The sequence below is a fragment of the Xanthobacter pollutisoli genome (genome assembly GCF_040044995.1).
Lineage (GTDB): Bacteria > Pseudomonadota > Alphaproteobacteria > Rhizobiales > Xanthobacteraceae > Xanthobacter.
The window spans coordinates 85,236-110,326 of sequence record NZ_JBDZDP010000004.1 but is presented as its reverse complement, the minus strand read 5'-3'; the positions used below and the strand labels follow the sequence as shown (position 1 = coordinate 110,326).

General features: G+C 70.3%; 21 protein-coding genes. 11 read left to right on the top strand and 10 right to left on the bottom strand.

Going from position 1 to position 25,091, the window contains the following annotated elements:
* The first annotated feature begins 296 nt into the window (after positions 1 to 296).
* The 6 genes from ABLE93_RS11305 to ABLE93_RS11280 all read left to right on the top strand — a co-directional run bounded on the left by ABLE93_RS11305 (position 297) and on the right by ABLE93_RS11280 (position 6,693).
* A complete protein-coding gene (locus ABLE93_RS11305) occupies positions 297 to 1,367 on the top strand; it encodes a substrate-binding domain-containing protein (protein WP_348839901.1) in 1,071 nt (356 codons plus the stop codon).
* Between the two features lie 8 nt (positions 1,368 to 1,375).
* Entirely contained in the window at positions 1,376 to 2,431 is a 1,056-nt protein-coding gene (locus ABLE93_RS11300; RefSeq protein ID WP_348839900.1) for an ABC transporter substrate-binding protein, read from the top strand.
* A gap of 753 nt (positions 2,432 to 3,184) precedes the next feature.
* On the top strand, positions 3,185 to 4,003 hold the full coding sequence (locus ABLE93_RS11295; protein WP_348839899.1) for an ABC transporter permease: 819 nt from the start codon (positions 3,185 to 3,187) through the stop codon (positions 4,001 to 4,003).
* Positions 4,004 to 4,007: 4 nt separating this feature from the next.
* On the top strand, positions 4,008 to 4,811 hold the full coding sequence (locus tag ABLE93_RS11290) for an ABC transporter permease (protein ID WP_348839898.1): 804 nt from the start codon (positions 4,008 to 4,010) through the stop codon (positions 4,809 to 4,811).
* Entirely contained in the window at positions 4,808 to 5,854 is a 1,047-nt protein-coding gene (locus ABLE93_RS11285) for an ABC transporter ATP-binding protein (RefSeq protein WP_510183011.1), read from the top strand. The genes ABLE93_RS11290 and ABLE93_RS11285 overlap by 4 nt, the downstream gene beginning before the upstream one ends.
* Before the next feature lie 5 nt (positions 5,855 to 5,859).
* Positions 5,860 to 6,693 (top strand): phosphodiesterase, encoded by an 834-nt coding sequence (locus ABLE93_RS11280; RefSeq protein WP_348839896.1) that lies wholly within the window; start codon positions 5,860 to 5,862, stop codon positions 6,691 to 6,693.
* Between the two features lie 83 nt (positions 6,694 to 6,776).
* Here the strand turns inward: ABLE93_RS11280 and hemA are convergent, their stop codons facing one another.
* The 3 genes from hemA to ABLE93_RS11265 all read right to left on the bottom strand — a co-directional run bounded on the left by hemA (position 6,777) and on the right by ABLE93_RS11265 (position 9,781).
* On the bottom strand, positions 6,777 to 8,060 hold the full coding sequence (gene hemA / locus ABLE93_RS11275; protein WP_348839895.1) for a 5-aminolevulinate synthase: 1,284 nt from the start codon (positions 8,058 to 8,060) through the stop codon (positions 6,777 to 6,779).
* A gap of 186 nt (positions 8,061 to 8,246) precedes the next feature.
* Positions 8,247 to 9,119 (bottom strand): peptidoglycan-binding protein, encoded by an 873-nt coding sequence (locus tag ABLE93_RS11270; RefSeq protein WP_348839894.1) that lies wholly within the window; start codon positions 9,117 to 9,119, stop codon positions 8,247 to 8,249.
* 125 nt (positions 9,120 to 9,244) lie between these two features.
* On the bottom strand, positions 9,245 to 9,781 hold the full coding sequence (locus ABLE93_RS11265) for a hypothetical protein (protein WP_348839893.1): 537 nt from the start codon (positions 9,779 to 9,781) through the stop codon (positions 9,245 to 9,247).
* Positions 9,782 to 10,426: 645 nt separating this feature from the next.
* On the opposite strand from ABLE93_RS11265, the gene ABLE93_RS11260 reads away from it, so the two are divergent.
* Both ABLE93_RS11260 and ABLE93_RS11255 read left to right on the top strand, forming a co-directional pair.
* The gene (locus tag ABLE93_RS11260) at positions 10,427 to 11,557 is read left to right on the top strand and encodes a type III PLP-dependent enzyme (RefSeq protein WP_348839892.1); all 1,131 of its coding nucleotides are present in this window, start codon (positions 10,427 to 10,429) and stop codon (positions 11,555 to 11,557) included.
* Positions 11,558 to 11,813: 256 nt separating this feature from the next.
* Entirely contained in the window at positions 11,814 to 12,368 is a 555-nt protein-coding gene (locus ABLE93_RS11255; RefSeq protein ID WP_348839891.1) for a GNAT family N-acetyltransferase, read from the top strand.
* A gap of 171 nt (positions 12,369 to 12,539) precedes the next feature.
* On the opposite strand, the gene ABLE93_RS11250 is transcribed toward ABLE93_RS11255, so the two are convergent.
* From ABLE93_RS11250 to ABLE93_RS11240, 3 genes are all read right to left on the bottom strand, one after another.
* Entirely contained in the window at positions 12,540 to 13,970 is a 1,431-nt protein-coding gene (locus ABLE93_RS11250; protein ID WP_348839890.1) for a homospermidine synthase, read from the bottom strand.
* Between the two features lie 227 nt (positions 13,971 to 14,197).
* Complete coding sequence (locus ABLE93_RS11245; protein WP_348839889.1) at positions 14,198 to 15,439, bottom strand: MFS transporter; 1,242 nt, start codon at positions 15,437 to 15,439, stop codon at positions 14,198 to 14,200.
* A gap of 111 nt (positions 15,440 to 15,550) precedes the next feature.
* Positions 15,551 to 16,768, bottom strand: coding sequence for a polyhydroxyalkanoate depolymerase (locus ABLE93_RS11240; protein ID WP_348839888.1), 1,218 nt, complete (start codon positions 16,766 to 16,768; stop codon positions 15,551 to 15,553).
* Positions 16,769 to 17,127: 359 nt separating this feature from the next.
* Here ABLE93_RS11240 and ABLE93_RS11235 point away from each other — a divergent pair, with 359 nt between their 5' ends.
* On the top strand, positions 17,128 to 17,778 hold the full coding sequence (locus tag ABLE93_RS11235) for a glutathione S-transferase family protein (protein WP_348839887.1): 651 nt from the start codon (positions 17,128 to 17,130) through the stop codon (positions 17,776 to 17,778).
* Positions 17,779 to 17,786: 8 nt separating this feature from the next.
* The gene (locus ABLE93_RS11230) at positions 17,787 to 18,563 is read left to right on the top strand and encodes a sulfite exporter TauE/SafE family protein (protein ID WP_348839886.1); all 777 of its coding nucleotides are present in this window, start codon (positions 17,787 to 17,789) and stop codon (positions 18,561 to 18,563) included.
* Between the two features lie 30 nt (positions 18,564 to 18,593).
* Here the strand turns inward: ABLE93_RS11230 and ABLE93_RS11225 are convergent, their stop codons facing one another.
* The 3 genes from ABLE93_RS11225 to ABLE93_RS11215 form a co-directional block, all read right to left on the bottom strand.
* On the bottom strand, positions 18,594 to 19,745 hold the full coding sequence (locus ABLE93_RS11225) for a patatin-like phospholipase family protein (RefSeq protein ID WP_348839885.1): 1,152 nt from the start codon (positions 19,743 to 19,745) through the stop codon (positions 18,594 to 18,596).
* A gap of 111 nt (positions 19,746 to 19,856) precedes the next feature.
* Positions 19,857 to 20,606: an acetoacetate decarboxylase gene (locus tag ABLE93_RS11220; RefSeq protein WP_348839884.1), complete on the bottom strand. Its 750-nt coding sequence runs from the start codon at positions 20,604 to 20,606 to the stop codon at positions 19,857 to 19,859.
* A gap of 128 nt (positions 20,607 to 20,734) precedes the next feature.
* Positions 20,735 to 21,739, bottom strand: a complete 1,005-nt coding sequence (locus ABLE93_RS11215; RefSeq protein ID WP_348839883.1) for a WD40 repeat domain-containing protein — start codon at positions 21,737 to 21,739, stop codon at positions 20,735 to 20,737.
* A gap of 195 nt (positions 21,740 to 21,934) precedes the next feature.
* On the opposite strand from ABLE93_RS11215, the gene hrpB reads away from it, so the two are divergent.
* Positions 21,935 to 24,454: an ATP-dependent helicase HrpB gene (gene hrpB, locus ABLE93_RS11210; RefSeq protein ID WP_348839882.1), complete on the top strand. Its 2,520-nt coding sequence runs from the start codon at positions 21,935 to 21,937 to the stop codon at positions 24,452 to 24,454.
* A 4-nt stretch (positions 24,455 to 24,458) separates the two neighbouring features.
* Here hrpB and ABLE93_RS11205 read toward each other — a convergent pair whose 3' ends face one another.
* Positions 24,459 to 24,857 carry an acyl-CoA thioesterase gene (locus tag ABLE93_RS11205; RefSeq protein WP_348839881.1) on the bottom strand — a complete coding sequence of 133 codons (399 nt, stop codon included), beginning with the start codon at positions 24,855 to 24,857 and terminating at the stop codon, positions 24,459 to 24,461.
* Positions 24,858 to 25,091: the final 234 nt, after the last annotated feature.

The window sequence follows — 25,091 nt, the reverse complement described above, 5'->3', positions numbered from 1 at the left end:
AGCGGGACACCGCAGACGCCGCGGCCGCAGCCTGCGCATCGCCTCCGCCGCATGACAGCGCGGAAGGCTCATGGAAGGAAGGGATCTCGCCGCCCTTGATCATCCCTTCCCCGCAGCGGGCGTGCCTCGGCACGCCCGCTGTCCCGTTTCGCGACCTTCCATCAGCAGCCATTGACGCGCGCCGGGTCCCCTCCCCGGCGCGCGCTACCGTTCTGCGTCACACGCCTGTCGCGCGCCGTGCCTAAAGATCTGAAAACGGTTACACCCCTTTGGCGGGGACCGGCCGGGATCCGATCATGGCGCGCATCGTCACCATCAGGACCGTCGCGGAACGCGCCGGCTGCTCCATCGCTACGGTGAGCCGGGTCATCAACCGCTCGGCACCCACCAGCGCGGATGTGGAAGCCCGCGTAAACGCCGCCATCGCCGAGCTGGGCTTTCGCCCGAGCGAGATCGGCCGCGCGCTGAAGACCCTGCGCACCCGCACCCTCGGCGTGCTCATCCCGAGCCTCACCAATCCGGTCTTCGCCGCCTCGGTGGCCGGCATGCAGGCGGCGGCGCGGGCCCGCCGGCACACCCTTCTGCTCACCGCCACCGATTACGATCCGGGGGCCGAGGCGGAACTGGTGGAAACGCTGGTGGCGCAGAACGTGGCGGGCCTCGTGCTCACCGTGGCCGATGCGGATCGCAACGGCACCCTCGACCTTCTCGATGCCGAGAACATTCCCTACGTGCTCGTCCATAACGAGCCGCAGGGCGAAGGCCGGGCGGCCGTCTGCGTGGACAATGCGGCCGCGACCTTCGCCCTCACCGAAGCGATGATCGCGGCGGGCCACCGGCGCATCGCCTATCTCGCGGGGCGCTTCGCCACCTCCGACCGCTCCCGCCGGCGCTATGAGGGCCACTGCGCCGCCATGGCCGCCGCCGGGCTCGCGGCCTCCGCCCCGCTGGAGCTCGACTATCTCGGCGAGGCTCCCGGGCACGCCGAGGCCCTCGCCGGCCTGTTCGCCTCCAGCGCGCCGCCCACCGCGGCGCTCTGCTCCAACGATCTGCTCGCCCTCTCGGTGATCGGCGCCCTGCGCGACCTCGGCCTGAAGGTGCCGCGGGACGTGTCGGTCGCCGGCTTCGACGGCATCGCGCTGGGCCGGGCCATGAGCCCCACCCTCGCCACCGTGGACACCCCCACCCGCCCCATGGGGGAGCGGGCGGTGGACATGCTGTTCGAGATGATCGAGGGCGGCGCCGCCCCGCGGGTCGAGCGCCTGCCTTTCGCCATCCGGCCCGGCGGCACCCTTGCCGCCGCGCCCGCCGATCGCCGGCCACGGGCCGACGGCGCCCCTTCCCCCTCTTCCGCTCCAACCCCGTGAGGCACGCCATGCTCACCCTTCAGACCCGACCCGGCACGACGCGTCCCGCCCTCCCGCGCTTCGCCGCGCGCCTCCTCGCCGCCGGCGCCCTCGCCGCGCTCGCTTTCGCCGGCCAGCCGGCCCGGGCGGCCGACGCCATCTGCTACAATTGCCCGCCCGAATGGGCCGACTGGGGTGCCATGCTGAAGGCCATCAAGGCCGACCTCGGCATCGACGTTCCGCAGGACAACAAGAATTCCGGCCAGTCCCTCAGCCAGATCATCGCCGAGAAGGCGAGCCCGGTGGCCGACGTCGCCTATCTCGGCGTCACCTTCGGCATCAAGGCGAAGGACGCCGGCGTCACCCAGCCCTACGAGCCGAAGGGCTTTGCCGACATCCCGGACGGGCTGAAGGACAAGGACGGCAACTGGTTCACCATCCATTCCGGAACCCTCGGCCTGTTCGTGAACAAGGAGGCGCTGGGCGGCGCGCCGGTGCCGGCCTGCTGGGCCGACCTGCTGAAGCCGCAATACAAGGGCCTCGTCGGCTATCTCGATCCCACCTCCGCCTTCGTCGGCTACGTGGGCGCAGTGGCGGTGAACGGCGCCATGGGCGGCTCGCTGGACGACTTCAAGCCGGCCGTCGACTATTTCAAGAAGCTTCAGGCCAACCAGCCCATCGTGCCGAAGCAGACCTCCTACGCCCGCGTGGTCTCGGGCGAGATCCCGATCCTGTTCGACTACGACTTCAACGCCTATCGCGCCAAATATTCGGAGAAGGGCGATTTCGCCTTCGTCATCCCCTGCGAGGGCACGGTGGTGGTGCCTTACGTGATGACCATGGTGAAGGGCGCACCCCACCCCGAGGCGGCGAAGAAGATGCTGGACTACGTCCTCTCCGACAAGGGCCAAGCCATGTGGGCCAAGGCCTACCTGCGCCCGGCGCGGGCCATCGAGCTGCCCAAGGAGGTGGCGAGCCGCTTCCTGCCCGCCGCCGACTATGCCCGCGCCAAGCCGGTGGACTACGCCAAGATGGAAGCCGCCCAGAAGGGCTTCTCCGAGGCCTATCTCGCCACGGTGAAGTGACCGGCCGCCGTCGCCCTCCGGCTCGACCGGAGGGCCCATCGCTCCGCCCGGCGCTGGCTCCCGGCGGCGGCAAGGATGCTCCGGTCACGCCGGAGCATGACGGTTGTTTCGGATGCGCGGGGCTTTGGCCGACGCATGACGGTGGCTTCCGATGGGCAGGGCCCTTCCCCGCCGTCGCCCTCCGGCTTGACCGGAGGGCCCATCGCTCCGCCCGGCGCCGGCTCCCGGTGGCGGGATGGATGCTCCGGTCAAGCCGGAGCATGACGGTGGTTTCGGATGCGCGGGGGCTTGCCCCGACGCATGACGGTGGCTTCCGATGGGCAGGGCCCTTCCCCGCCGTCGCCCTCCGGCTTGACCGGAGGGCCCATCGCTCCGCCCGTCGCCGGCCCCGGTGGCGGCATGGATGCTCCGGTCAAGCCGGAGCATGACGGTTGTTTCGGATGCGCGGGGGCTTGCCCCGACGCATCACGGGGGCTTCTGATTGCGGGGCCCTTCCCCGCCGTCGCCCTCCGGCTCGACCGGAGGGCCCATCGCTCCGCCCGTCGCCGGTCTCTGGCGGCGGCATGGATGCTCCGGTCACGCCGGAGCATGACGGGGAGTGGGGAGCGAAGGGCAGTTCCCAACGTTGCGCTCTGGTCAAGCCGGAGGGTGGCGGCGAAAAAGAGTATGTCTGAAGGGGAAGGCCCTTCAGTCCAGCATGAGTCGATCCCCCGGGCCCCTCGCCGGGCCTTTCCAACCCCGTTGCGGACCCCGATGACCAGCGCCGATCGCCTCGCCCGCCTCTTCCTACTGCCGCTCCTCGTGTTCGTGGCGGCCTTCTTCGCTCTGCCCATGGTGCGGCTCGTGGGCGTCGCCGGCTCGGGGCCGAACGGCATGGCGGAATATCTCGCCATCCTCACCAATCCCCGCCACCTCGCCACCTTGCTCGCGACGCTGGGCCTCTCGGCGGCGGTGACGGCGGCGACCCTCGCCATCGGCACGGTGGTGGCCCTCTTCCTCGCGCGCAACCGCTTCCCCGGGCGGGCGCTGCTGGTCTCCCTGCTCACCCTGCCGCTGGCCTTTCCCGGCGTGGTGGTGGGCTTCATGATCATCCTGCTGGCCGGTCGGCAGGGGCTCATCGCCAGCCTCTCCATGGGGCTCGGCATGGGCCGCTGGGTGTTCGCCTATTCCATGGCCGGCCTGTTCGCGGGCTACGTCTATTTCTCCCTGCCGCGGGTGCTGGTCACCCTCATGGCGGCGGTGGAGAAGCTCGATCCGGCGCTGGAAGAGGCCGCCCGCTCCCTTGGCGCCGGACGGATCGCGGTGCTGCGCGACGTGACCCTGCCGGGCATCGGCCCGGCGCTCATGGCCTCCGGAGCCATCGCCTTCGCCACCGCCATGGGGGCGTTCGGAACCGCCTTCACTCTGGCGACGCGCATCGACGTTCTGGCCATGACCATCTACACCGAGTTCACCCTCGCCGCGAACTTCCCAACCGCCGCCGCGCTCTCCCTCGCCCTCGGCCTCATCACCTGGGCGGTTCTGGCGCTGGCGCGCAATCTTGCCGGCTCCGGCGTCGCAGCAGCGGGGTGACGCCATGACACCCGCGCTGCGCCCCCACCGCCTCACCTTCGCCTTCCAGCTCTTCGTGACGCTGCTGGCCTGCGCCTTCCTCATGGTGCCGGCCGGCGCTTCCATTTTGGCCGGCTTCACCGTCAATTACTTCCGCGGTGTCTCCTCCGGCCTGACGCTGGACTGGGTGGCGCAGGTGCTGGCGCTCTATGCCGACACCATCCTTCTCTCCATCGCCATCGCCCTCGGCACGCTCTGCGCCACGCTGGTGATCGGCGTGCCCGCCGCCTGGGCGCTGGCGCGCCGGCCCTCGCGCCTGTCGCGGCTGCTGGAAGAGGTGGTGACGCTGCCGGTGGCCATCCCCGGCCTCGCGCTGGCGCTGGCCCTGATCCTCGCCTATGGCGCGGTGCGCGAATTCCGCATGAGCCCGCTCTTCATCCTCACCGGCCACGTGCTCTACACCCTGCCCTTCATGCTGCGCTCGGTGATGGCGGTTCTGGCGGCGGTGGACGTGCGCACGCTGGAGGAAGGCGCCGCCTCCCTCGGCGCCTCGCCGCTCCAGCGCTTCTTCCATGTGGTGGTGCCCAATGCGCGCGGAGGCATCCTCGCCGGGGCGCTCATGGTGGTGACGCTGTCCATCGGCGAGTTCAACCTCACCTGGATGCTGCACACGCCCCTGACCAAGACGCTGCCGGTGGGCCTCGCCGACAGCTATGCCTCCATGCGCCTCGAGATCGCGAGCGCCTACACGCTGGTCTTCTTCGTCATGATCGTTCCCCTCCTCGTCGCCCTCCAGCTGTTCGGCCGCCCGGCCACCGGTGCCCGATGACCGATCCGCAGATGAAGGGTGCCGCCGTCACCGTCGCCGGCTGCGGCAAGACCTATCCGGACGGCACCCGGGCCCTGTCGCCGGTGGACCTCACCGTCGCCGCGGGGGAGACGCTGGTGCTGCTCGGCCCTTCGGGCTGCGGCAAGACCACGCTGTTGCGGCTCATCGCCGGGCTGGAGGCGCCGGACGCCGGCGGCCGCATCCTGTTCGACGGCGCCGACGTGACCCATTTGCCCATCGAGAAGCGCAACGTGGGCATGGTGTTCCAGTCCTACGCTTTGTTCCCCAACATGAGCGTCATCGACAACGTGGCCTACGGCCTGCGCGTGCGCGGCATCGCCCGGGAGGCGCGGCGGGCGCAGGCCGGCGCGGTGCTGGAGATGATGCGCATCGACGCCCTCGCCGCGCGGCGCATCGACCAATTGTCCGGCGGGCAGCGCCAGCGCGTGGCCCTCGCCCGGGCGCTGGCGGTGCGCCCGCGCGTGCTGCTCCTTGACGAGCCGCTCACCGCCCTCGACGCCGCCCTGCGCGAGCATCTGCGCAGCGAGATCGACGCGCTGCTGCGCCGCCTCTCCATCACCGCGGTCTACGTCACCCACGACCAGGCGGAGGCGCTGGCACTGGGCGACCGCATCGTGGTGATGCGGAACGGGGCCATCGCCCAGGTGGGCACGCCGCGCGACGTCTATTTCCGCCCGGCGGACGATTTCGTGGCCGATTTCGTCGGCATCACCAACCGCCTCACCGGCCGCGTGCGCAACGCCCGCTTCGAGACCGCCGCGGGCGTGGTGCCGGTGGCGGCTTCCGACCGCCCCGACGCCCGCCTTCTGTTCCGCCCCGAGGCGGTGCGGCTGGTGAGCCCGGTCGACGCGGGGCTGGTGGCGCGGGTGGCACAGGTGGAATTCCAGGGGCCGCGCCAGCGCGTGGTGCTGGAAGCCGGCGACGGCGTCCGCCTCATCGCCGAAGCCCCCGCCGACCTCGCCCTCACGCCCGGCGAGGCCATGGGCCTCGTCATCGATCCCGCGCGCTGCACCCTGGTCTGATCCCCATGCTCATCGCCCAACTGACCGACACGCACATCCGCCGCCCCGGCGACCTCGCCTATGGGGTGGTGGACACGGCGGCCTATCTGGAGGCGGCGGTCGCCCACATCCTCGCCCTCGACCCCGCGCCTGACGCGGTGATCGTCACCGGCGACCTGACCGACTTCGACGACCCGCGCGAATACGATCGCTTCCACGCCATCACCGCGCCGCTCGGGGCGGCGCTCTTCCCCATTCCCGGCAACCACGACAGCTCCGCCGGGTTGCTCGCGGCCTTCCCGCAGATCGCGGCGCGCTGCGCCGGGGCGCGTGTGAACTATGTGGTGGAGGATTTTCCGCTCCGCCTGGTGATGCTGGATTCCACCGTCCTCGGCCGGCCCCATGGCCAGCTGGGTGAGGACGGCCTCGCCTTCCTCGATGCCGCGCTTGCCGCGGCGCCGGACCGGCCGGCGCTGGTCGCCGCGCACCACCCGCCGTTCCTCACCGGCATCCGCCACATGGACGTGCAGAACCTGTTCGATGCCGCGGCGCTGGAGGCGGTGCTGCGCCGCCATCCCCAGGTCGTCGCCTTCACCTGCGGCCACGTGCATCGGGCGGTGACCACCAGCTTTGCCGGCATCGCCGCCACCATCGGCCCGGCGCCGGCCCATTCGGTGAGCCTGGCGCTCGATCCCGCCGCGCCGCCCACCTTCCACATGGAGCCGCCGAGCCTGTCGCTGCACCGCTTCGCCGAGGGCCGGCTCGTGACCCACCGCAGCTTCATCGGCAGCTTTTCCGGCCCGCACCCCTTCTTCGGGCCCGACGGCAAGGCCATCGGCACGCCGGCTCGGACGGCCTGAAGCCAGACCGCTTGAAGCAACACCGCCTGAAACGAAAAAACCCCGGACCAGCCGGGGCTTTTCAGTTTTGGAGGGGGTGCGGCTCAGCCGCCGGCCACCGGCAGCGGGATCGGCGCCGGGCCGAGCGCATTGCTGCGCGAGGCGGTCCGCTCGGCCACCCGGTCGGCGTAGGGCAGCTCCAGCCGCTCCCACACGTCCGACAGCGCCCGGGCGAGATGGGCGATCAGCGCATCGTCGTGGAAGGGCGTGGGGGTGATGCGCAGGCGCTCGGTGCCGCGCGGCACGGTGGGGTAGTTGATGGGCTGGATGTAGATGCCGTACTCGGCGAGCAGCAGATCGCTCGCCATCTTGCAGGCCTTGGCGTCGCCCACCATCACCGGGACGATGTGGGTGGGCGTCTCCATCTGCGGCAGGCCGGCGGCGGCGAGCGCCGCCTTCACCTTGGCCACCTGGGTGCGCTGGCCGATGCGCTCGGCCTGCGAGGTCTTCAGATGCTTGACCGAGGCGGTGGCCGCCGCGGCGATGGCCGGCGGCAGAGCGGTGGTGAAGATGAAGCCCGGCGCGTAGGAGCGCACCGCGTCGATGATGAGGCGCTTGCCGGTGATGTAGCCGCCGACCACGCCGAAGGCCTTGCCCAGCGTGCCCTCGATCACGTCCACCCGATGCATGACGCCGTCGCGCTCGGCGACGCCGCCGCCACGCTCGCCATACATGCCCACCGCATGGACTTCGTCCAGATAGGTCATCGCGCCGTAGCGCTCGGCGAGGTCGCAGATGCCGGCGATGGGGGCGATGTCGCCGTCCATGGAATAGACGCTCTCGAACGCCACCAGCTTCGGCCGGTCGCCAGCGGCCTTCAGCAGCTCTTCCAGATGGCCGAGGTCGTTGTGGCGGAAGATGGCCTTCTGCCGGCCGCCGTGGCGCACGCCCTCGATCATGGAATTGTGGTTCAGCTCGTCGGAGAGCACCACGCAGTCCGGGATCAGCTTGACGATGGTTGAGATGCCGGTGGCGTTGGAAATGTAGCCCGAGGTGAAGACGAGGCCCGATTCCTTGCCGTGCAGGTCGGCAAGCTCACGCTCCAGCATCACGATCTCGTGGCTGTTGCCCGAGATGTTGCGGGTGCCGCCGGCGCCGGCGCCGCGGGCCTTGGCCGCGTTGCACATGGCATCGACCACGTCGGGGTGGGCGCCCATGCCGAGATAGTCGTTGGAGCACCACACCACGATGTCGCGCGGGCCGCCCGGCGAGTGCCATACCGCGCGCGGGAAGTGCGCGGCGTCGCGCTCGATCTCGGCGAAGGTACGATAGCGGCGCTCTTTGCGCAGGGCGTCGATGGCGTCGGCGAAAAAGGAGTCGTAGGTCATTCCGAACCCTGCGGCGGCAGACGGGATCGCGACGGGGGCAGATCCTCATTGTTATAAGGATATGCCGGCACCTTGCTCCTTGTATTGATGCCAATCAAGTACCACGCATGACGCGCGGCGATCCGGCGCGGGGGCGGAAAATACCGTGCACCGCAGCACGAGCAGGGCCTTTTGGGGGGCGCTGCGCTATCCGCGGGTCGAGAGCCGCAGGGCGATGACGGCGCGGGTTGCAGGCCCCGCGATCCCGTCGACCTTCAGCTTCTGGCTGCGCTGGAACACCCTCACCGCCGCCTCCGTGGCCGGACCGTAGAGGCCGTCCACATGGAGCACAGGGTCCGCGCCGAGCTGGTTGAGGGCCTCCTGCAGCTCGCGCACGTCGCCCATGGGGCGGGCATCCTTCCAGGCCTCGGCGCCGTCGTCCCCGGTGAGGAGAGGATAGATCTTCGCCAGCCACGCCTTGCGCGACTCAAGGCCGATGAAGCCGCCGTTGATGCGCCGGGTGATCCGCCCGATGTCGCCGTCGTCCGCCGCATCATTGAGCTGGCCCTCGGCCCACTCGCCGAGCGCCGGCAGGAGCGCCACGTCGGCATCGAGGACGCGCTCGGGCTTATTCTCCAGATCGACGCCGATCTCCTGACCCCGCTTGCGGTAGGCGGCGCGGCCGGTGGTCTGGAGCAGCCCGCCGCCGCGATAGCGATAACCGTCGCCGGGCTTCGTATTGCCCAGCTCTCGCGCCTTGCGCGGATTGCCGAGGCCGTAGACCCGCTCGGCGAGGGCCTCCGGATGCCCCGCCAGCATCTCCGCCTCGGCCGGGCGAACGGCAGCCGAGTGGTGACCCACGCCGAAGATCGTCAGGATCCGCGGGGCCCGATAATTCATGTTCTCGAACGTGACGGTGAGCCCGTCCGTCTCGTGAAACACCTGCGCCAGAAAGTGGGCCAGCCGCAGCGGCGTCATCAGGTCGTGCTGCTTGAGCAGGGCGGCGCCCTGGTCGAAGGCATCGAGATAGGCCGGCTTGGCTCCCCTAGAGAGCTTGAGCAGGAGCGCGCGCGTGAGCATGCAAGGACCCCCATTTCCGCGCCGAGGCGCGGGGGTGAATTGCAGAACTCCATAATACAACTTTTGCGATTAGTCATGCCAAAACACGACCTGCGCGGGCCCCCTGCGCAGGGGCGGAGCAGGGCTCAGCGCGTGACCAGGACGAGGTCGATCAGCCGGGGCAGGAAATGGGCGAAGACGGCGGCGGCGGTCTTCGGGTCGGCGGCATCGCTCACCACGCTGAAGGACGCCGTGGGGCCGATCAGCAAGGCATCCACCGCGGCGGTGGCGCCGCCGCTGGTCCAAGCCACCTCCCGGTTCCCGGAGAGGACGCGCACGCCCTCCACGGTCCGCTCGGAGAATCCGGTGATGCGCGCGGCGGTGATGTGCCCGGAGGAATTGGCGGGCGCTTCCCGGGACAGGCGGGAATGATGGGCCTCGAACTGGGCGAGGCTCACCGTGGGGCGATGCGGCTGGCGCTTGTAGCTCACCTTGGAGCGGGGCGGGCAGCGCGGGTCATTGCAGCGGAAGGTGACGACCCCGTCGGCGCTTTCGCTCCGGTCCCACCCTTCGAAGGCCAGCGCCACCGCCTCCTGGGCACGGGCCGGGGCGCCCGGCAACAGCGCTGCAATGGCGGCAAACAACACCGCCGGGGCCAGGAACAAAAATCGCCATCCGGTCATGACGCCGCCCTTCGAAAGGCCCGGCCGGACGCGCGGCGGGGCGAGGGGCCTAAAGCATAGCCGCCTTTGAGACTTTCGCCTCCTCCTGCGTCACCCGCACAGGCGAAAAATCATCAAATCATCCCTTGCAACCCAGGCCCGAATCCCTTACATCCGCGTTGCCCAAATTCGCACGTGCCTGTGGTCGCGTGTCGGTCGGTAGGATCTCCGGACAAGAGGCCGGAAAGCTGCCAGGACGACCGATAGCCGGAGGGAACCGGCCCACCCCGCTCCTCATGCGGGGGACGTGACTTGAAGCAACGACGTAAGGGCTTTTTTGGTCTCGGTCGGCCCTCCAAAGGTCGGCGGCACTGAAGAGGCACTACATCTTGCCGGCCGTGCGGAGCGGGATATCCCCTCCAATCGTGCGCAGTTGTCCCATCCTCGCGCGGCGCGTGCCGCGCCGAGAGGTTCGGCTGCCGTTCGGTCCGATGATGCGGCCGGGTTAGATGCCCGGCGAAGCGGGTACGGCCCGCAGACGGTCGGCGTGTCCACATCGCCGGGCGAATGCGAGCGCGTGCCCCGGGCTCTCCCGAGAAGGAGCGTCCGTCCTGTCGTCGCGCAGATTCCTGCGCTTCACTGGCTTCAGGTCACGGGGAGGTATCCATGACCGATCGCATCCGCGAATTCCTGCGTACCCGGCGAGAGGATGGCCCCTGCGTGGTGGTGGACCTCGACGTGGTCCGCACCAACTATCAGGCGTTTGCCCGCGCGCTGCCCGACACCCGCGTGTTCTATGCCGTCAAGGCCAATCCCGATGCCGCCATCCTGAAGGCGCTGGAGGAGATGGGCTCCTCGTTCGATTGCGCCTCCACCGGCGAGATCGACATGGTGCTCGCCACCGGCGCGGGTGCGGACCGCATCTCCTTCGGCAACACCATCAAGAAGGAGCGCGACATCGAGCGCGCCTTCAAGCTGGGCGTGCGCCTGTTCGCCGTCGATTCCTACGAGGAAGTCGAGAAGATCGCCCGCGTCGCCCCGCGCGCCAAGGTGTTCTGCCGCATCCTGTGCGACGGCGCCGGCGCCGAATGGCCGCTGTCGCGCAAGTTCGGCTGCGAGCCGGACATGGCGGTGGACGTGCTGGAGCATGCGCATCGCCTCGGCCTCGCCGCCTATGGCGTGTCCTTCCACGTGGGCTCGCAGCAGAAGAACGTGAATGCCTGGGACGGCGCGCTCGCGTCCGCCGCCGGCATCTTCCGGGCCTGCGCCGAGCGGGGCATCTCGCTGTCCATGGTGAACCTGGGCGGCGGCTTCCCCACCCGGTATCTCCAGGACGTGCCGGCCGCCATCTCCTATGGCGAGGCCATCTTCTCCGCGCTGCGCCGGCACTTCGGCAACGCGATCCCGGAGACGATCATGGAGCCGGGCCGCGGCATGGTGGGCAACGCCGGCCTCATCGAGGCCGAGGTGGTGCTGATCTCGAAGAAGTCCGAGCAGGACACCATGCGCTGGGTCTATCTCGACATCGGCAAGTTCGGCGGCCTCGCCGAGACCATGGACGAGGCGATCCGCTATCCGTTCCGCACCCCGCGGGATGGGGACGACACCGCCCCGTGCGTGCTCGCCGGCCCGACCTGCGATTCGGCCGACGTGCTGTATGAGAAGACCCCGGTCGAGCTGCCCCTGTCGCTCTCCATCGGCGACAAGGTCATCATCGAGGCCTGCGGCGCCTACACCACCACCTATTCGGCGGTGGCGTTCAACGGTTTCCCGCCGCTGAAGTCATACGTGATCTGAAGGCGGCGCCCGCCGCAGAAGATCCAAACTCCCGTGGCACCCGAGCGGAGCCGCGTGGAGATCCGCCCGCGCGGCGCCCGAGCGTAATCCGCGACCCGGCCGCAGAAGGTCCCCCGGCATCGGCTGCCCGCCGTCCGGGGCATGAGGAGGGGATGTGTCCCCTCGTCTTCCGCACCCGTCCTGACAAGGCATCAGCCTGGCTGTGATGCAGCCGGGGCGGGCTTCTTCACCTCTCACGTTGGCGCAGGAGCTGCCGATGACCGAGATCGTGCTTGAATCCGTGGAAGATGTGGCCCCCCGCGAGGCCCTTCTGGACCTGTGCCTCGGCGAGGGGCGCACGGCCAAGTCCTCCGAGCGCCTGCGCGAGGGCCGCCTGCCGGCCGACGGCCTCGCCTTCGCCGCCCACGGCCCGGACGGGCGCCTCGCCGCCACCGTCCGCCTGTGGAACGTGACGGCCGGCCCCGGCAAGCCGGCGCTGCTGCTCGGCCCGCTGGCGGTGCACCCCTGGTTCCGCGCCCATGGGCTTGGCGGCGCGATGATGCGCGCGTCCATCGCCACGGCGCAGGCCCAGGGCCACGGAGCCATCCTGCTGGTGGGCGATGCGCCCTATTACGAGCGCTTCGGCTTCTCCGCGGAGAAGACCGGGGAGCTGTGGATGCCCGGCGCCTACGACCGAAACCGGCTGCTGGCACTGGAGCTGAAGGCGGGCGCGCTCGACGGCGCCCGCGGCCTCATCAGCCCCACCGGCACCCGCATTGCCGTGCCCTCGCTCGCCGAGCTTGTGGCCGGCGAGCTGCGCCGCTCGGCCTGAGCGCTGTCCCGTCCGGGACGGCCGCCCGCGTCGCGGCGGCGTGCGCCCCCCTCTCCACCCGCGCACCGCGCCGCTGCGGCTGCGGGCGGGGGAGAGGGGGCGGCATCCCAAATGAAAACGGCCGGGCATCCTCTGCCCGGCCGTTTCTGTTTCAAGGGTGGGATGGCGCGGTCAGCGCACGATGATGTTCTTGAACTGCCAGGGATCTTCCAGGTCGAGATCCTCGGGGAACAGCTTCTGGCGGCCGGTCAGGGGCGTCCAGTCGGTGTAGGTGCCGATCACCGGGCCGAGATAGGGCATCTGCACTTCGAGGCAGCGGCGGAAGTCCATCTCGTCGGCCTCGACGATGCCGGCCTCCGGATTCTCCAGCGCCCAGACCATGCCGGCGAGCACGGCGGAGGTCACCTGCAGGCCGGTGGCGTTCTGGTAGGGGGCGAGCTCGCGCGTCTCCTCGATGGAGAGCTGGGAGCCGAACCAGTAGGCATTCTTCGCGTGGCCGTAGAGGAGCACGCCCAGCTCGTCGATGCCGTCGACGATCTCGTGCTCGTCCAGGATCTTCCACGTTTCCTGGAAATGCCCGCCGTTGCCGAACATCTCGTGCAGCGACAGCACCGCGTCGTTGCAGGGGTGATAGGCATAGTGGCAGGTGGGCCGGTAGAGCACCTTCGTGCCATCGCGGACGGTCAGATAGTCGGCGATGGAGATCGACTCATTGTGGGTGACGAGGAAGCCGTACTGGGCCTTCGGCGTCGGCGTCCAGGAGCGCACCCGGGTGGCGGCGCCCGGCGACAGCAGATAGATGGCGGCGCCGCAGCCGGCCTCGTGGGTGCGCCCGTCCGGCGGCAGGCTCTTTTCGTGGGTGCCCCAGCCCAGCTCCGCCGGCTGGAGGCCCTCGGAGACGAAGCCCTCGACCGACCAGGTGTTCCAGAACTGGCCCATCACCTTCGGCTCGCGGGCGCGCTGGGTGTCGCGCTCGGCGATGTGGATGCCCTTGACGCCGAGGGCACGGGCGAGCTGCGCCCATTCCTCGCGGCTCTCCGGCTCGGGGCGGTCGAGGCCGGTGTCGGCGGCGATGTTGAGCAGCGCCTGCTTCACGAACCACGACACCATGCCGGGATTGGCGCCGCAGGTGGAGACCGCCGTGGGACCGCCGGGCTTGCGGCGGCGGGCGGCGAGCAGGCTCTCGCGCAGCGCATAATTGGTACGGGCGGCGGTGGGCATGGCCTCGTCGAAATAGAAGCCCTTCCAGGGCTCCACCACCGTGTCGATGTAGAGCGACCCAAGCTCCCGGCACAGCTCCATCACCGCCACCGAAGACACGTCCACCGACAGGTTCACGCAGAAGCCCTGGCCGGCGCCGTTGGTGAGGAGGGGGGTGAGCAGCTCGCGGTAGTTCTCGGCCGTCACCTCCGACTGGATGAAGCGGATGCCGCGGGCGTCGAGCAGTTTCTTGTGCTCATCGACCGGGTCGATCACCACCATGCGCGCGAGGTCGAAGTCGAAATGGCGCTCGATGAGCGGCAGCGTGCCCCGGCCGATGGAGCCGAAACCGATCATCACGATGGGTCCGTCGATCTTCGCGTGGACCGGCCAGTCGCTCATGGCGCAACACTCCTCGTCGGGCACCGGCGCCGAACGCATGGCGCCGCGGGTTCACATGGCGCATGGCGGTGGGCGCGGCAGAACCGCGGCATCGGCCGGGCGCGGGGGGCAAGCGCCCGCGGCCGAAGCGCAGGCGGCGGCACCATGGGTAAAGCGCGCCCGCGCGTCAACCGAAGAGGCGCCGCGAAGCCGGCAAACCAAGCACCGGCGCCGGATCGCGCGCGGCCTCAGGCCTTGCGCGTCACCTTCACCGGCATGGCGTCCACCCGCACCAAGGCGGGGAACAGGCGGGTCCAGGCGATGGCCACGATCAGCGTCCCTATGCCGCCGATGACACCGGCCCCCACCGCGCCGAAAAGGGCCGCGGCCATGCCGGATTCAAATTCCCCAAGCTGATTGGAGGTGCCGACGAACAGCGAGTTCACCGCGCTGACGCGCCCGCGCATCTCGTCCGGGGTGGAGAGCTGCACCAGCGAGGAGCGGATGACGACGCTCACATTGTCCGCCGCCCCCAGCACGAAGAGGGCGCCGAGGGACAGGAGGAAGCTGCTCGACAACGAGAACACGATGGTGGCGAGGCCGAACACCGCCACCGCCACGAACATCATGGAGCCGACCCGGCGGCTCGGCGGGGCGCGGGCGAGCAGCAGGGACATGAGCACGGCGCCGGCGGCGGGCGCCGCGCGCAGCGCGCCGAGGCCTTCCGCGCCCACATGCAGGATGTCGCTGGCGAAGATCGGCAGCAGCGCCGTGACGCCGCCGAGCAGCACGGCGAAGAGATCGAGGGAGATGGAGCCGAGCACCACCGGACTGCGGCGGATGAAGGCGAGGCCGGAGAGCAGGGTCTCCAGGCTGAGGGCGTTGCGCGGTCCCGGCACGTGGGCGTCGCGGACCAGCGCCATGGCGCCCGCGGCGATGCCGTAGCAGGCGGCGGCCCCGGCGATGGGCACCACAGGGCCGAGCGCATAGGCAAATCCGCCCACCGCCGGGCCCGCGATGGTGGCCATCTGCATGGCCGACGTGGACATGGCGAGCGCCCGCGGCAACACCTCTCCCGGCACGAGGCGCGGCAGCAGGGCGGACATGGTGGGATGCTCGAACGCGCGGCAGGCGCCGATCATCATCACCGCGGCATAGATGGCCGCGAGCCCGGTGTGGCCGGCCACGATGCCGAGGGCGAGCATCGCCAGCGTCGCGGCCGACAACGCCTGGCAGCCCACCACGATGCGCCGCCGGTCGAAGGTGTCGGCGGCGTGGCCCACCAGCAGGGTGAGGCACAGGATGGGCAGGAATTGCGCGAGCCCCACGAGGCCGAGCGCCACGGCACTGCCGGTGAGCGCATAGACCAGCCAGCCCACCGCGACGCCGAGCATCTGGAAGCCCAGCGCGGAGGCCACGCGGCTGACCCAGAACAGTGCGAAGGCGGGATGGTCGCGAAGTCTTGGGGCGGACGGAAGGGAAGAGGTCACGGGCAGGACCGCGCAGGGGGCGATGGTCCGCTCCTACGCCCCCGCAGCGCCGCGGGCAAGCGCGGCCGGAGCGCGCCCGCGCGAAGCCTCCCGCCGTCCGCGCCCGACGCCTCAGTCGCTGGCGAGGATGTGATTGCGCACGATGGGGTAGACTTGGCCCGCCCATTTGCGGCCCGAGAACACGCCGTAATGGCCGACACCCGCCTGCATGTGGTGGCGCTTCTTGTGCGGCCTCAGCCCCGAGCAGATGTCCTGCGCCGCCATGGTCTGGCCGATGGAGCAGATGTCGTCGCGCTCGCCTTCCACCGTGAGCAAGGCGGTCTTGCGGATCGCACGGAAGTCGATGGGCTTTCCGCGATAGGTCAGCTCGCCCTTGGGCAGCCGGTATTCCTGGAACACGTAGCGCACCGTCTCCAGATAGAATTCGGCGGCGAGGTCCAGCACGGCGAAGTATTCGTCGTAGAAGGCCTTCGTGGTCTCGGCCTTCTCCTCGTCGCCCTCGGCCAGCGCATTGAAGAGGTCGAGGTGCGCGCGGATGTGGCGCGAGAGGTTCATGTTCACGAAGGCGGTGAGCTGCAGGAAGCCGGGATAGACCCGCCGCCCCGAGCCGGCGAAGCCCTTGGGCACCGTGGCGATGAGATTCTTCTCGAACCAGGAGATGGGCTTGGAGGTGGCGAGCTCGTTCACCTTCGTCGGGTTGATGCGGCAATCGATGGGGCCGGCCATGAGGGTCATGGAGGCCGGCGCCGCGGGGTTCTTGTCCTGCGCCATCACCGCCGCCGCCACCAGCGACTGGACGCACGGCTGACACACCGCCACCAGATGGGACCCCGGCCCCATGACCTCCAGGAACCTGACGACGTGTTCCACATAGTCGTCGAAGCCGAAGGGCCCGGCCGAAAGCGGCACCTCGCGGGCGTTGTGCCAATCCGTGATGTAGACGTCATGGTCCGGCAGCATCGTCTTCACGGTGTTGACGAGCAGCGTCGCGAAATGGCCGGAGAGCGGCGCCACCACGAGGACGCGGGGCTGGGCCACGTCCACGTCCTTCTTGAAGCGCAGCAGCGTGCCGAAGGGCAGCACGGCGGTGTGCTCCTCGGTTACCTGAACCTCGCGATTGCCCACCTCAACCGTTTTGATCCCGAACTCGGGGCGACCATGGCTGAGGGCGGCACGCTCCACCATCTCGTAGGCGGCGGCGAGGTGCCTGAGCCCCGCGTGGCCGTAGCCGTTGATTAGGGGGCCGGTCAGCGTCTGGCGCGCGAGGCTCGCGAAGAACCTCATGGGGCTCATGAGGTCGGCCTGGGCCTGGTAGGCGAAATACATCATGGCTGCGCGCGCCGAAGCGTCCGGCGTCCCCGTGCCGGAGAAAAGAAGCAGGAAGAAGTCTGCAGCATGATGCCGAACGGTCCTTCTGTTCCGCGGCCCCCGCGCCCGACGTCCCACGGACGGCAGAACCATTAAGTTATTGTCGCAGGCCCAGCTTTCCGCTTTGCAGCGCGCCTGATCGGTTGTACCAGTTAAGCTGATATTGGAGCGGCGCGTGGTGCAATGCAACACGCATCCTTCGCCTTCGGGTCGCCTGGCTCCGCCGCTTGCCAGCGCCCGCAACAGGCGGTCGACCGCCGGCACGAAGCCCGAGGGAACACGGTCAGGAACGGCATCGCAAACCGAGGCGCGGGACAGGCATGGCGACACTCACCATCTCCAGCAAGAACTACTCCTCCTGGTCCATGCGCGGCTGGCTGCTGTGCAAGATGGCGGGCCTCTCCTTCGAGGAGGAGCGGGTGCCGATGGACGATCCGGACATCAAGGCCGAGCTGCTGCTGCTCTCGCCCTCCTTCCTGGTGCCCCGCCTGGTGCACGAGGACGTCACCGTATGGGACACCCTCGCCATCGCCTGCTTCCTGCACGAGGTGTTTCCGGAGGCCGGGCTCCTGCCCGCCGACCGCGCGGTGCGCGCGCACTGCCTCTCCATCTCGGGCGAGATGCATTCGGGCTTCTCCAACATGCGCTCGGCGCTGCCCATGAACATCAAGGCCCACTATCCGGGCTTCAAGGTGTGGGCCGGCGCGCAGGCGGACATCGAGCGCATCGTCGCCATCTGGCGCGGCTGCCTCACCGCCCATGGCGGCCCCTTCCTCATGGGCGCCGCGCCGACGCTGGCGGACGCCATGTACGCGCCGGTCTGCTCGCGCTTCACCACCTATGACGTGAAGCTCGACGCCGAATGCGAGGCCTACCGCGCCCGCATCATGGCGCTGCCCCTGGTGCAGGAGTGGATCGCCGGCGCCATGAACGAGCCCGAGGAGCTGGAAGAGCTGGACGCCGAATTCTGAGTCCCGCCGTGACGTCCTCCATCGCCGCGGTCGAGCCGGGGCTGCTCCTCGCCGGTTTCGCCATCTTGATGCTGGCGGGGGTGGTCAAGGGCCTCATCGGCATGGGGCTGCCCACCGTGGGCGTCGGCCTCCTCAGCCTCGCCACCTCGCCCGCCGAGGCGGCGGCGGTGCTCATCCTGCCTGCCGCCCTCACCAATCTCTGGCAGTATTTCACCGGTCCGCGGGTCGTGGCCACCGCCCGCCGGTTTTCCTGGATGATGGCGGCCGTGGTGGCCGGCACCCTCCTTGGGGGCCTGGCGCTGGGCGGGCTCACCTCCCCCGCCGCCCAGCCGATGCTGGGCGCGACGCTGCTGCTCTACGGCGGCCTCGGCCTCTCCGCCGTGCCGCTGCAACTGCCGGCGCGGACGGAGCCGTGGCTGTCGCCGGTGATGGGGCTTCTGACCGGGCTGGTCACCGGAACGACGGGCGTCTCGGCCATGCCCTCGGCGCCCTACCTGCAGGCTATCGGACTCAATCGGGACGATCTGGTGCAGGCGCTGGGCCTGACCTTCACCGTCGCCACCTTCGCCCTCGCCGTGGTGCTGGCGAAGCCCGGCGACACCGGCGCGGTGCTGGCCAACCCCGCCCTCCTGATCGCGTCGGTAGCGGCGCTGCTGCCGGCCTTCCTCGGCATGCAGATCGGCCAATGGGTGCGCCGGGCGGTGTCGCCGACGGTGTTCCGGCGCATCTTCTTCGCCGGCCTCGCGGTGCTGGGCGCTTACATGCTGGCCCGCGGCCTCATCTGAGGCGTCGCGGGCCGCACAGCGGGCGGGCGCTCAGTCGGCGAGGCGGTGGATGTCGTGGACCACGATGCCGATGCTGTCGTCCGGCTTCTTCAGCCATTCGCCGCGGCGCAGGGTCTTCACCGTGTCCTCGTAGCCGGTCTGCCAGTGCTCCCGCATGGAGGTGGCGGAGAACTCATAATCCTTGAATTCCCGCTCATAGGCCTTCTCCTGATAGATCAGGTGGCAGATGTTGACCGGCCCGGAGCTGCTGTAGTCCTCGATGAGGGCGATATCCTCCGCGGTGCGCAGCTGCTCGGGGATGCGCTGAAGCGCGTCATAGAGCTTGGAGCGCAGATCCTGCACCCGGCGGAACACGTCGGTGGTGTAGCGGGTGCGGCTGGAATAGCCGATGTCCTTCTGCCGCTCCGACACGTCGAACATGTCCCGCGGCAGCGGCCCGCGGGCGCTGAACAGGTCCACCTGGAACACCAGCGCGCTCGGGTGGTCCGGCTGGTCCAGCAGGAACTGGAGCGGGGTGTTGGAGACGACGCCGCCGTCCCAGTAGAACTCGCCGTCGATCTTCACCGCCGGAAAGCCCGGCGGCAGGGCGCCGGACGCCATCACGTGCTCGGGCCCGATGGTGTGCTCTTGGTTGTCGAAATAGATGAAGTTGCCGGTGCGCACGTTCACCGCCCCCACCGAGAAGCGCTTCTCGCCGGAGTTGATGCGGTCGAAGTCCACGAGGCGCAGCAGCGTCTCGCGCAGCGGCGAGGTGTCATAGAAGGAGGTGGCGCCCGTGGCGCCCGACGGCAGCAGCCACGGATTGGGGAAGCGCGGCGTGAAGAAGCCGGGCTGTCCCTGCAGGATGGTGCGGGCAGCGCTCAGCTGGTTGCGCCACTGGCGGAAGATGTCGCCTTCCATGGTGACGGGCATGATGCGGCGGGAGGTGATGGTCTCCCAGAACTCGCGCAGCTTCGCCACCCGGTCCTGGGGCGCATTGCCGGCGATGATGGCGGAGTTGATGGCGCCGATGGAGACGCCCGAGATCCAGTTGGGATCGCAGCCCACCTCGTGCAGCGCCTCGTAGACCCCGGCCTGGTAGGCGCCCAGCGCGCCGCCGCCCTGGAACACCAGCGCCACGCGCTTGTAGGCGTTGATGATGTCGCACAGATCGTCGGGAAGGTGGTTCGCACGCCCGGTCATCGGCTCAGCCTCTCGCATGTCGTCACGATCGTCGCGCGCCGCGGCGCGGTCCCGCGCATGATGGGGACGGAGCGGCGCAGCCGCCGCCCGTCCCGCCGTCCGCCGATGCGGTCAGGCCGGGTCGGAGGCCATATAGTCGTACACCACCTCGCCCATGCCGAGGGTGAGGTCGCCCTTGATGTGGACGGCGGACAGCACCTCCAGCACCGGCAGCGCCGCGACGTTGCAGAGCGCGTGGGGAAACAGGCCGAGCGCGCCGGGGCCGACCCAGCATTCCTTGAGGGTCACGTCCTCCAGATAGTAGCGCACCAGCTCGCAGATGCGCGGCTTGGCGTCCACGTCGGGGATGATCTTCAGGAGGAAGCTCGGGGTGAGGAGGGAGGCGAGCACCTTCTCCTTGTCGCCGGCCACCCATTTGTAGCCCATGGTGGCGCTGGCGCAGAGCACGCTGCCGTAATGCAGCGTTCCCACCAGCGTATCCTTCTCCACCGTCAGCTTGGGCGTGGCGAACTTCTTCGGGAAGCCCCACAATTCACGCCCGCCGGCGATGGGGGATTCGTCATCGAGATACATGGAGTGGACGTAGCCGCCCTCCTGCCCGTTGAAGCGGACGGGAATGACCTGTCCGGTCTCCGTATAGTCGCCGAAGGCGGTGGAGTCGGGCATGCGGATGAATTCGTATTTCACCACCGGCTCGATGATCTCGAGCGGCTCCGGCACCACCTTCTCCAGCGCCGCCATGTCGGTGCGGTAGGTGACGATCATGTATTCGCGGTCGACGAAACGATAGGGCCCCGGCGGGAACGACGGGTTGGTGAGCGGCATCGAGTAGGCAGTGCGGCGAACGTCGGCGATCTTCATCGGCGGGTCTCTCGTGCTGCATGGGCCCGTTTCGCACCTGCGAAGGGTCGGCGCAACGTTAGTTCGGCCACGCTTGCGAGGGAAGCCCGCACCGCCGCGCCGGAGCGCGCGACACCGGTCTTGCGCCGCTAGAAAAGCAGCAGCCCGCCGCTGCCCTTCGCGGTGGCAAAGCCCACCGCCCCGCCCGTGGGATGCCAGGCGATGGCGGTGACGGCATCGGCGTCGGGGGCGCGCAGCAGGATCTCCGCGCCATCGGAGATGCGCACCATCATCACCATGCCGTCCTCCCAGCCGACGGCGAGCACCGGATCCTTGGGATGGGGCGCGACCATCGTCACCCGCGAGGTGGGCGAGGGCGCCAGCATGGAAGGCTCCTTGCCCATGGGGCCGTCCTTGGCCTGGAACGGCCACAGGATCGCCTCGCCCGAGCCCGAGGTGGCGAGCCACTTGCCGTCGGCGGTGAAGGCGAAGGACTTCACCCGCGAGGGGTAGCCCGACATGCGCATGTGCGATCCGTCCACCACCCGCCAGCCGTGCAGCGCCGGCTCCTGCATGGTGGAGACGAGGAAGCGCCCGTCCGGCGAGAAGGCGACGCCGAGGTGCGAGCCCTTCCAGCCATAGGCCTCGGGCTTGGCGCCGGGCGCGTTGGGAAACCACAGCGTGACGCCGCCGTAATGCGCCACCGCGAGGCGCAGCCCCTTGGGGGCGAAGGCAAGCCCCCCGACCGTGGACGGCGCATCGAGGCTCTTGGCCTCGCCCTTGGGCGGCAGCACATAGGCCGTCTTGCCAGCGGAATAGGCGACGACACCGTCCGGCCCCAACGCCACCCGGTCGATCCAGCGGCCCTTGTGCGCGGCGAGGGCGCGGGTTGAACCGTCCGCCAGCGTCTCCATCACCTGACCATCGTCGCCGCCGGTGACGAGGCGGCGGCCGTCGGCGGCGGCATGGAGCACGGCGCCGTCATGGACGCGCGCCGCCACGGGCACCGCATCCGCTTCCAGGCCCACGAGATGGACCACGCCCTCGGCGCCGACGAAGGCCGCCTTCCCGTCGAGAAAGGCGAGATGGACGATGCCGGTATCGAAGACGAGCGGCCGCACCTTGGCGGTGAGGCTGGAGGGGGCGGAGGACATGGGGCGCTTTGATCCCGGTTGAGGACGGGGCGTTCCTTAAGGCACCGATGGACCGCGCTGGCAAGGTGGGCGGGCACCGCGTCGCGGGCCTATGGGAAAATCCGCCTTTCAACCGGGGGCCGCGATGGAGAGCGGCAGCCGCCGCACGCCCGCCCTTTGCCGCGCGCCGCGCATGGCATTAAGAGCGGCCCGGACATGTTCGACACGCCCCTGCCCATCGACGCCGTGCTCGGCGACATCCGCGCGACCCTCGCGGCGAGCCCCTGCGCCGTGCTGGTGGCGCCGCCCGGAGCGGGCAAGACCACGCGGGTGCCCCTCGCCCTGCTCGACGCGCCGTGGGTGGGTGCGGGCAAGATCCTGGTGCTGGAGCCGCGCCGCCTCGCCGCCCGCGCCGCCGCCCGCCGCATGGCGCAGACCCTCGGCGAGGCGGTGGGCGGCACGGTGGGCTTCCGCACCCGCCTCGCCTCGGAGGTGTCCCGGCGCACCCGCATCGAGGTGGTCACGGAGGGCATCTTCACCCGCATGGTGCTGGACGACCCCGAGCTCTCAGGCGTCGCCGCCGTGCTGTTCGACGAGTTCCACGAGCGCAGCCTCGATGCCGACCTCGGCCTTGCCCTCGCCCTCGATGCCCAGCGCGGCCTGCGCGAGGATCTGCGGCTCCTCGCCATGTCGGCGACCCTCGACGGCGCCCGCGTCGCCGGCCTCATGGGAACGCAGGACCCGGCGCCGGTCATCGAGAGCGAGGGCCGCGCCTTTCCGGTTCAGACCCACTATCTCGGGCGCGATCCGCGCGCCCCGCTGGAGCGGCAGATGGCGGCGGCCATCGCCCGGGCACTGCGGCAGGAGGATGGCTCCGTCCTCGCCTTCCTGCCCGGCGCGGCCGAGATCCGTCGCACCGAAGGTCTGCTACTGGAGGAGATCCGCGACCCTGCAGTCGACGTGGTGGCGCTCTACGGCGCGCTCGATGCCGCTGAGCAGGACCGCGCCGTGCTGCCGGCGCCTGCCGGCCGGCGCAAGGTGGTGCTGGCCACCTCCATCGCCGAGACCTCGCTCACCATCGAGGGCGTGCGGGTGGTGGTGGACAGCGGACTCGCCCGGGTGCCGCGCTTCGAACCGGACGTGGGACTGACGCGGCTCGAGACCGTCCGCGTCTCGCGCGCCGCCGCCGACCAGCGGCGGGGCCGCGCCGGCCGCACCGGGCCGGGGGTGTGCTACCGCCTGTGGAGCGAAGGCGAGACCTTGAGCCTGCCGGCCTTCGCCACGCCCGAGATCCTCGCCGCCGACCTCACCGGCCTCGTCCTCGACCTTGCCCGCGTGGGCGTGCGTGATCCGGCGGCCCTGCCCTTCCTCGATCCCCCGCCCGCGCCGGCGGTGACGGAGGCCAAGGCGCTCCTGCGTCTCCTCGGCGCCCTCGATGGCTCGGAGGCGGTCACCGCCCTCGGCAGGCGCATGGCGCGGTTGCCACTGCCACCGCGCCTCGCCCACATGGTGGCCATGGGGGCCGACCGGGGTGCCGGCCGCCTCGCGGCCGAGATCGCGGCACTGCTCGGGGAGCGCGGCCTCGGCGGCGACGGCGTCGACCTTCTGGCCCGCCTCGACGGCTTCCGCCGCGACCGCGCGCGGCGCGCCGACGATGCCCGCGCCCTCGCGGCGCGCTGGGCGCAGATGGCGCAGGCCGGCGCCGAACCCTCGGCCGGGACGCCCCCCTCCCCCGCCGTGCTGCTGGCCATGGCCTATCCCGACCGGGTGGCCAAGGCCCGCGAGGAGAAGACACGCGACGCCCCGGGCGCGGGCAACGGCGCGCGCTTCCTCATGGCCAACGGGCGTGGCGCGGTGCTGGACGGCACGCTTGCCCTCGCCAAGGCTCCCTTTCTCGCCATCGCGGAGGCCACCGGCCGGGCCGAGGCGGCGCGCATCACCCTTGCCGCGGCCCTGGCGCCGGAAGAGGTGGAGGCGCTGTTCGCCGACGACATCACATCCGCCACCGAGATCGCCTTCGACTCGGAGGCCGCCGCCGTGCGTGCCCGCGCGGTGCGGCGCCTGAAGGCGCTGGTGCTCTCCGCCCAGCCCCGCCCGGTGCCGGCCGACGCGGCGACGGCCCGGGTGCTCGCCCGCGGCATCGCTGATCTGGGCATCGACCGCCTGCCGTTTTCCCCGGGCACCCGGCAATGGCGCGAGCGGGTGATGTTCGTGCGTGCCGCCGAGGGCGCCGGAGTGGACGGAGAATGGCCGGACCTCACCGACGCGGCGCTCGCCGCCACGGCGGAATCGTGGCTGGCGCCCTTCCTTGTCGGCTATAGCGCGCTCGGGGACATTCCGGCGGGCGCGCTGGCGGACGCGCTCCATGCGCTGGTGCCCTACGCCCTGTCGTCGCGGCTGGAGACGGAGGCACCGACCCATTTCACCGCGCCCACCGGCTCGCGCCTTGCCATCGACTACGGGGCCGAGGGCGGGCCGACGGTCAGCGTGCGCGTCCAGGAGCTGTTCGGCCTCACCCGCCATCCCGCCATCGCCGGCGGGCGGGTGCCGCTCACCCTCGCCCTGCTGTCGCCGGCCCACCGGCCGATCCAGGTGACGAAGGACCTGCCGCAGTTCTGGCGCGGCTCGTGGCGCGACGTGCGGGCCGAAATGCGCGGGCGCTATCCGCGCCATCCCTGGCCGGAAGACCCCGCGGAGGCGCCCCCCACCACGCGCGCCAAGCCGCGCGGCACCTGAGGCCTCAGCCTTCCTCGGCGGGGATCGGGCGGGGCCGGCCGTTTTCGTCGATGGCGACGAAGGTGAACACCGCCTCGGTGACCTTGGTGGACTGCTCGCTCTCGCGCGCCCGGCGCCAGGCCTCCACCTCGATGCGCATGGACGTGCGGCCGACCTTGACGATGGTGCCGAACAGGCTGACCTCGTCGCCCACCGCCACCGGCGACAGGAAGCTCATGGCCTCCACCGCCACCGTCGCGGCGCGGCCGCGCGAGCGGCGGGCGGCCACGTTGCCGGCGGCAAGGTCCATCTGGGACATGAGCCAGCCGCCGAAGATGTCGCCGTTGGGATTGGTGTCCGCCGGCATGGCGATGGTCCGGATCACCGGATGCCCGTCTGGCAGTTCGGACTCCTTGTCGTGCATCATCCCGTTCCCGCCTGAGGCGCTGTTGCCGCGAAGCTATGCCGACGCTGATAGCAAAATTTCGCGGCCGCGCCGGAAAATTTGATCCATCTCAGAGAATGGGGTCGGGGGGTGTGTTTTCTTCCACTTGTCCATGTCTTTTCGGGGCAGACAGGGCATGGATGACCGGCTCCGCCTTGCTGTGTGGGCGGAGCCGGTATCTCTCTTCCGGTGTCGAGCCGGGGGCTGTCGGTG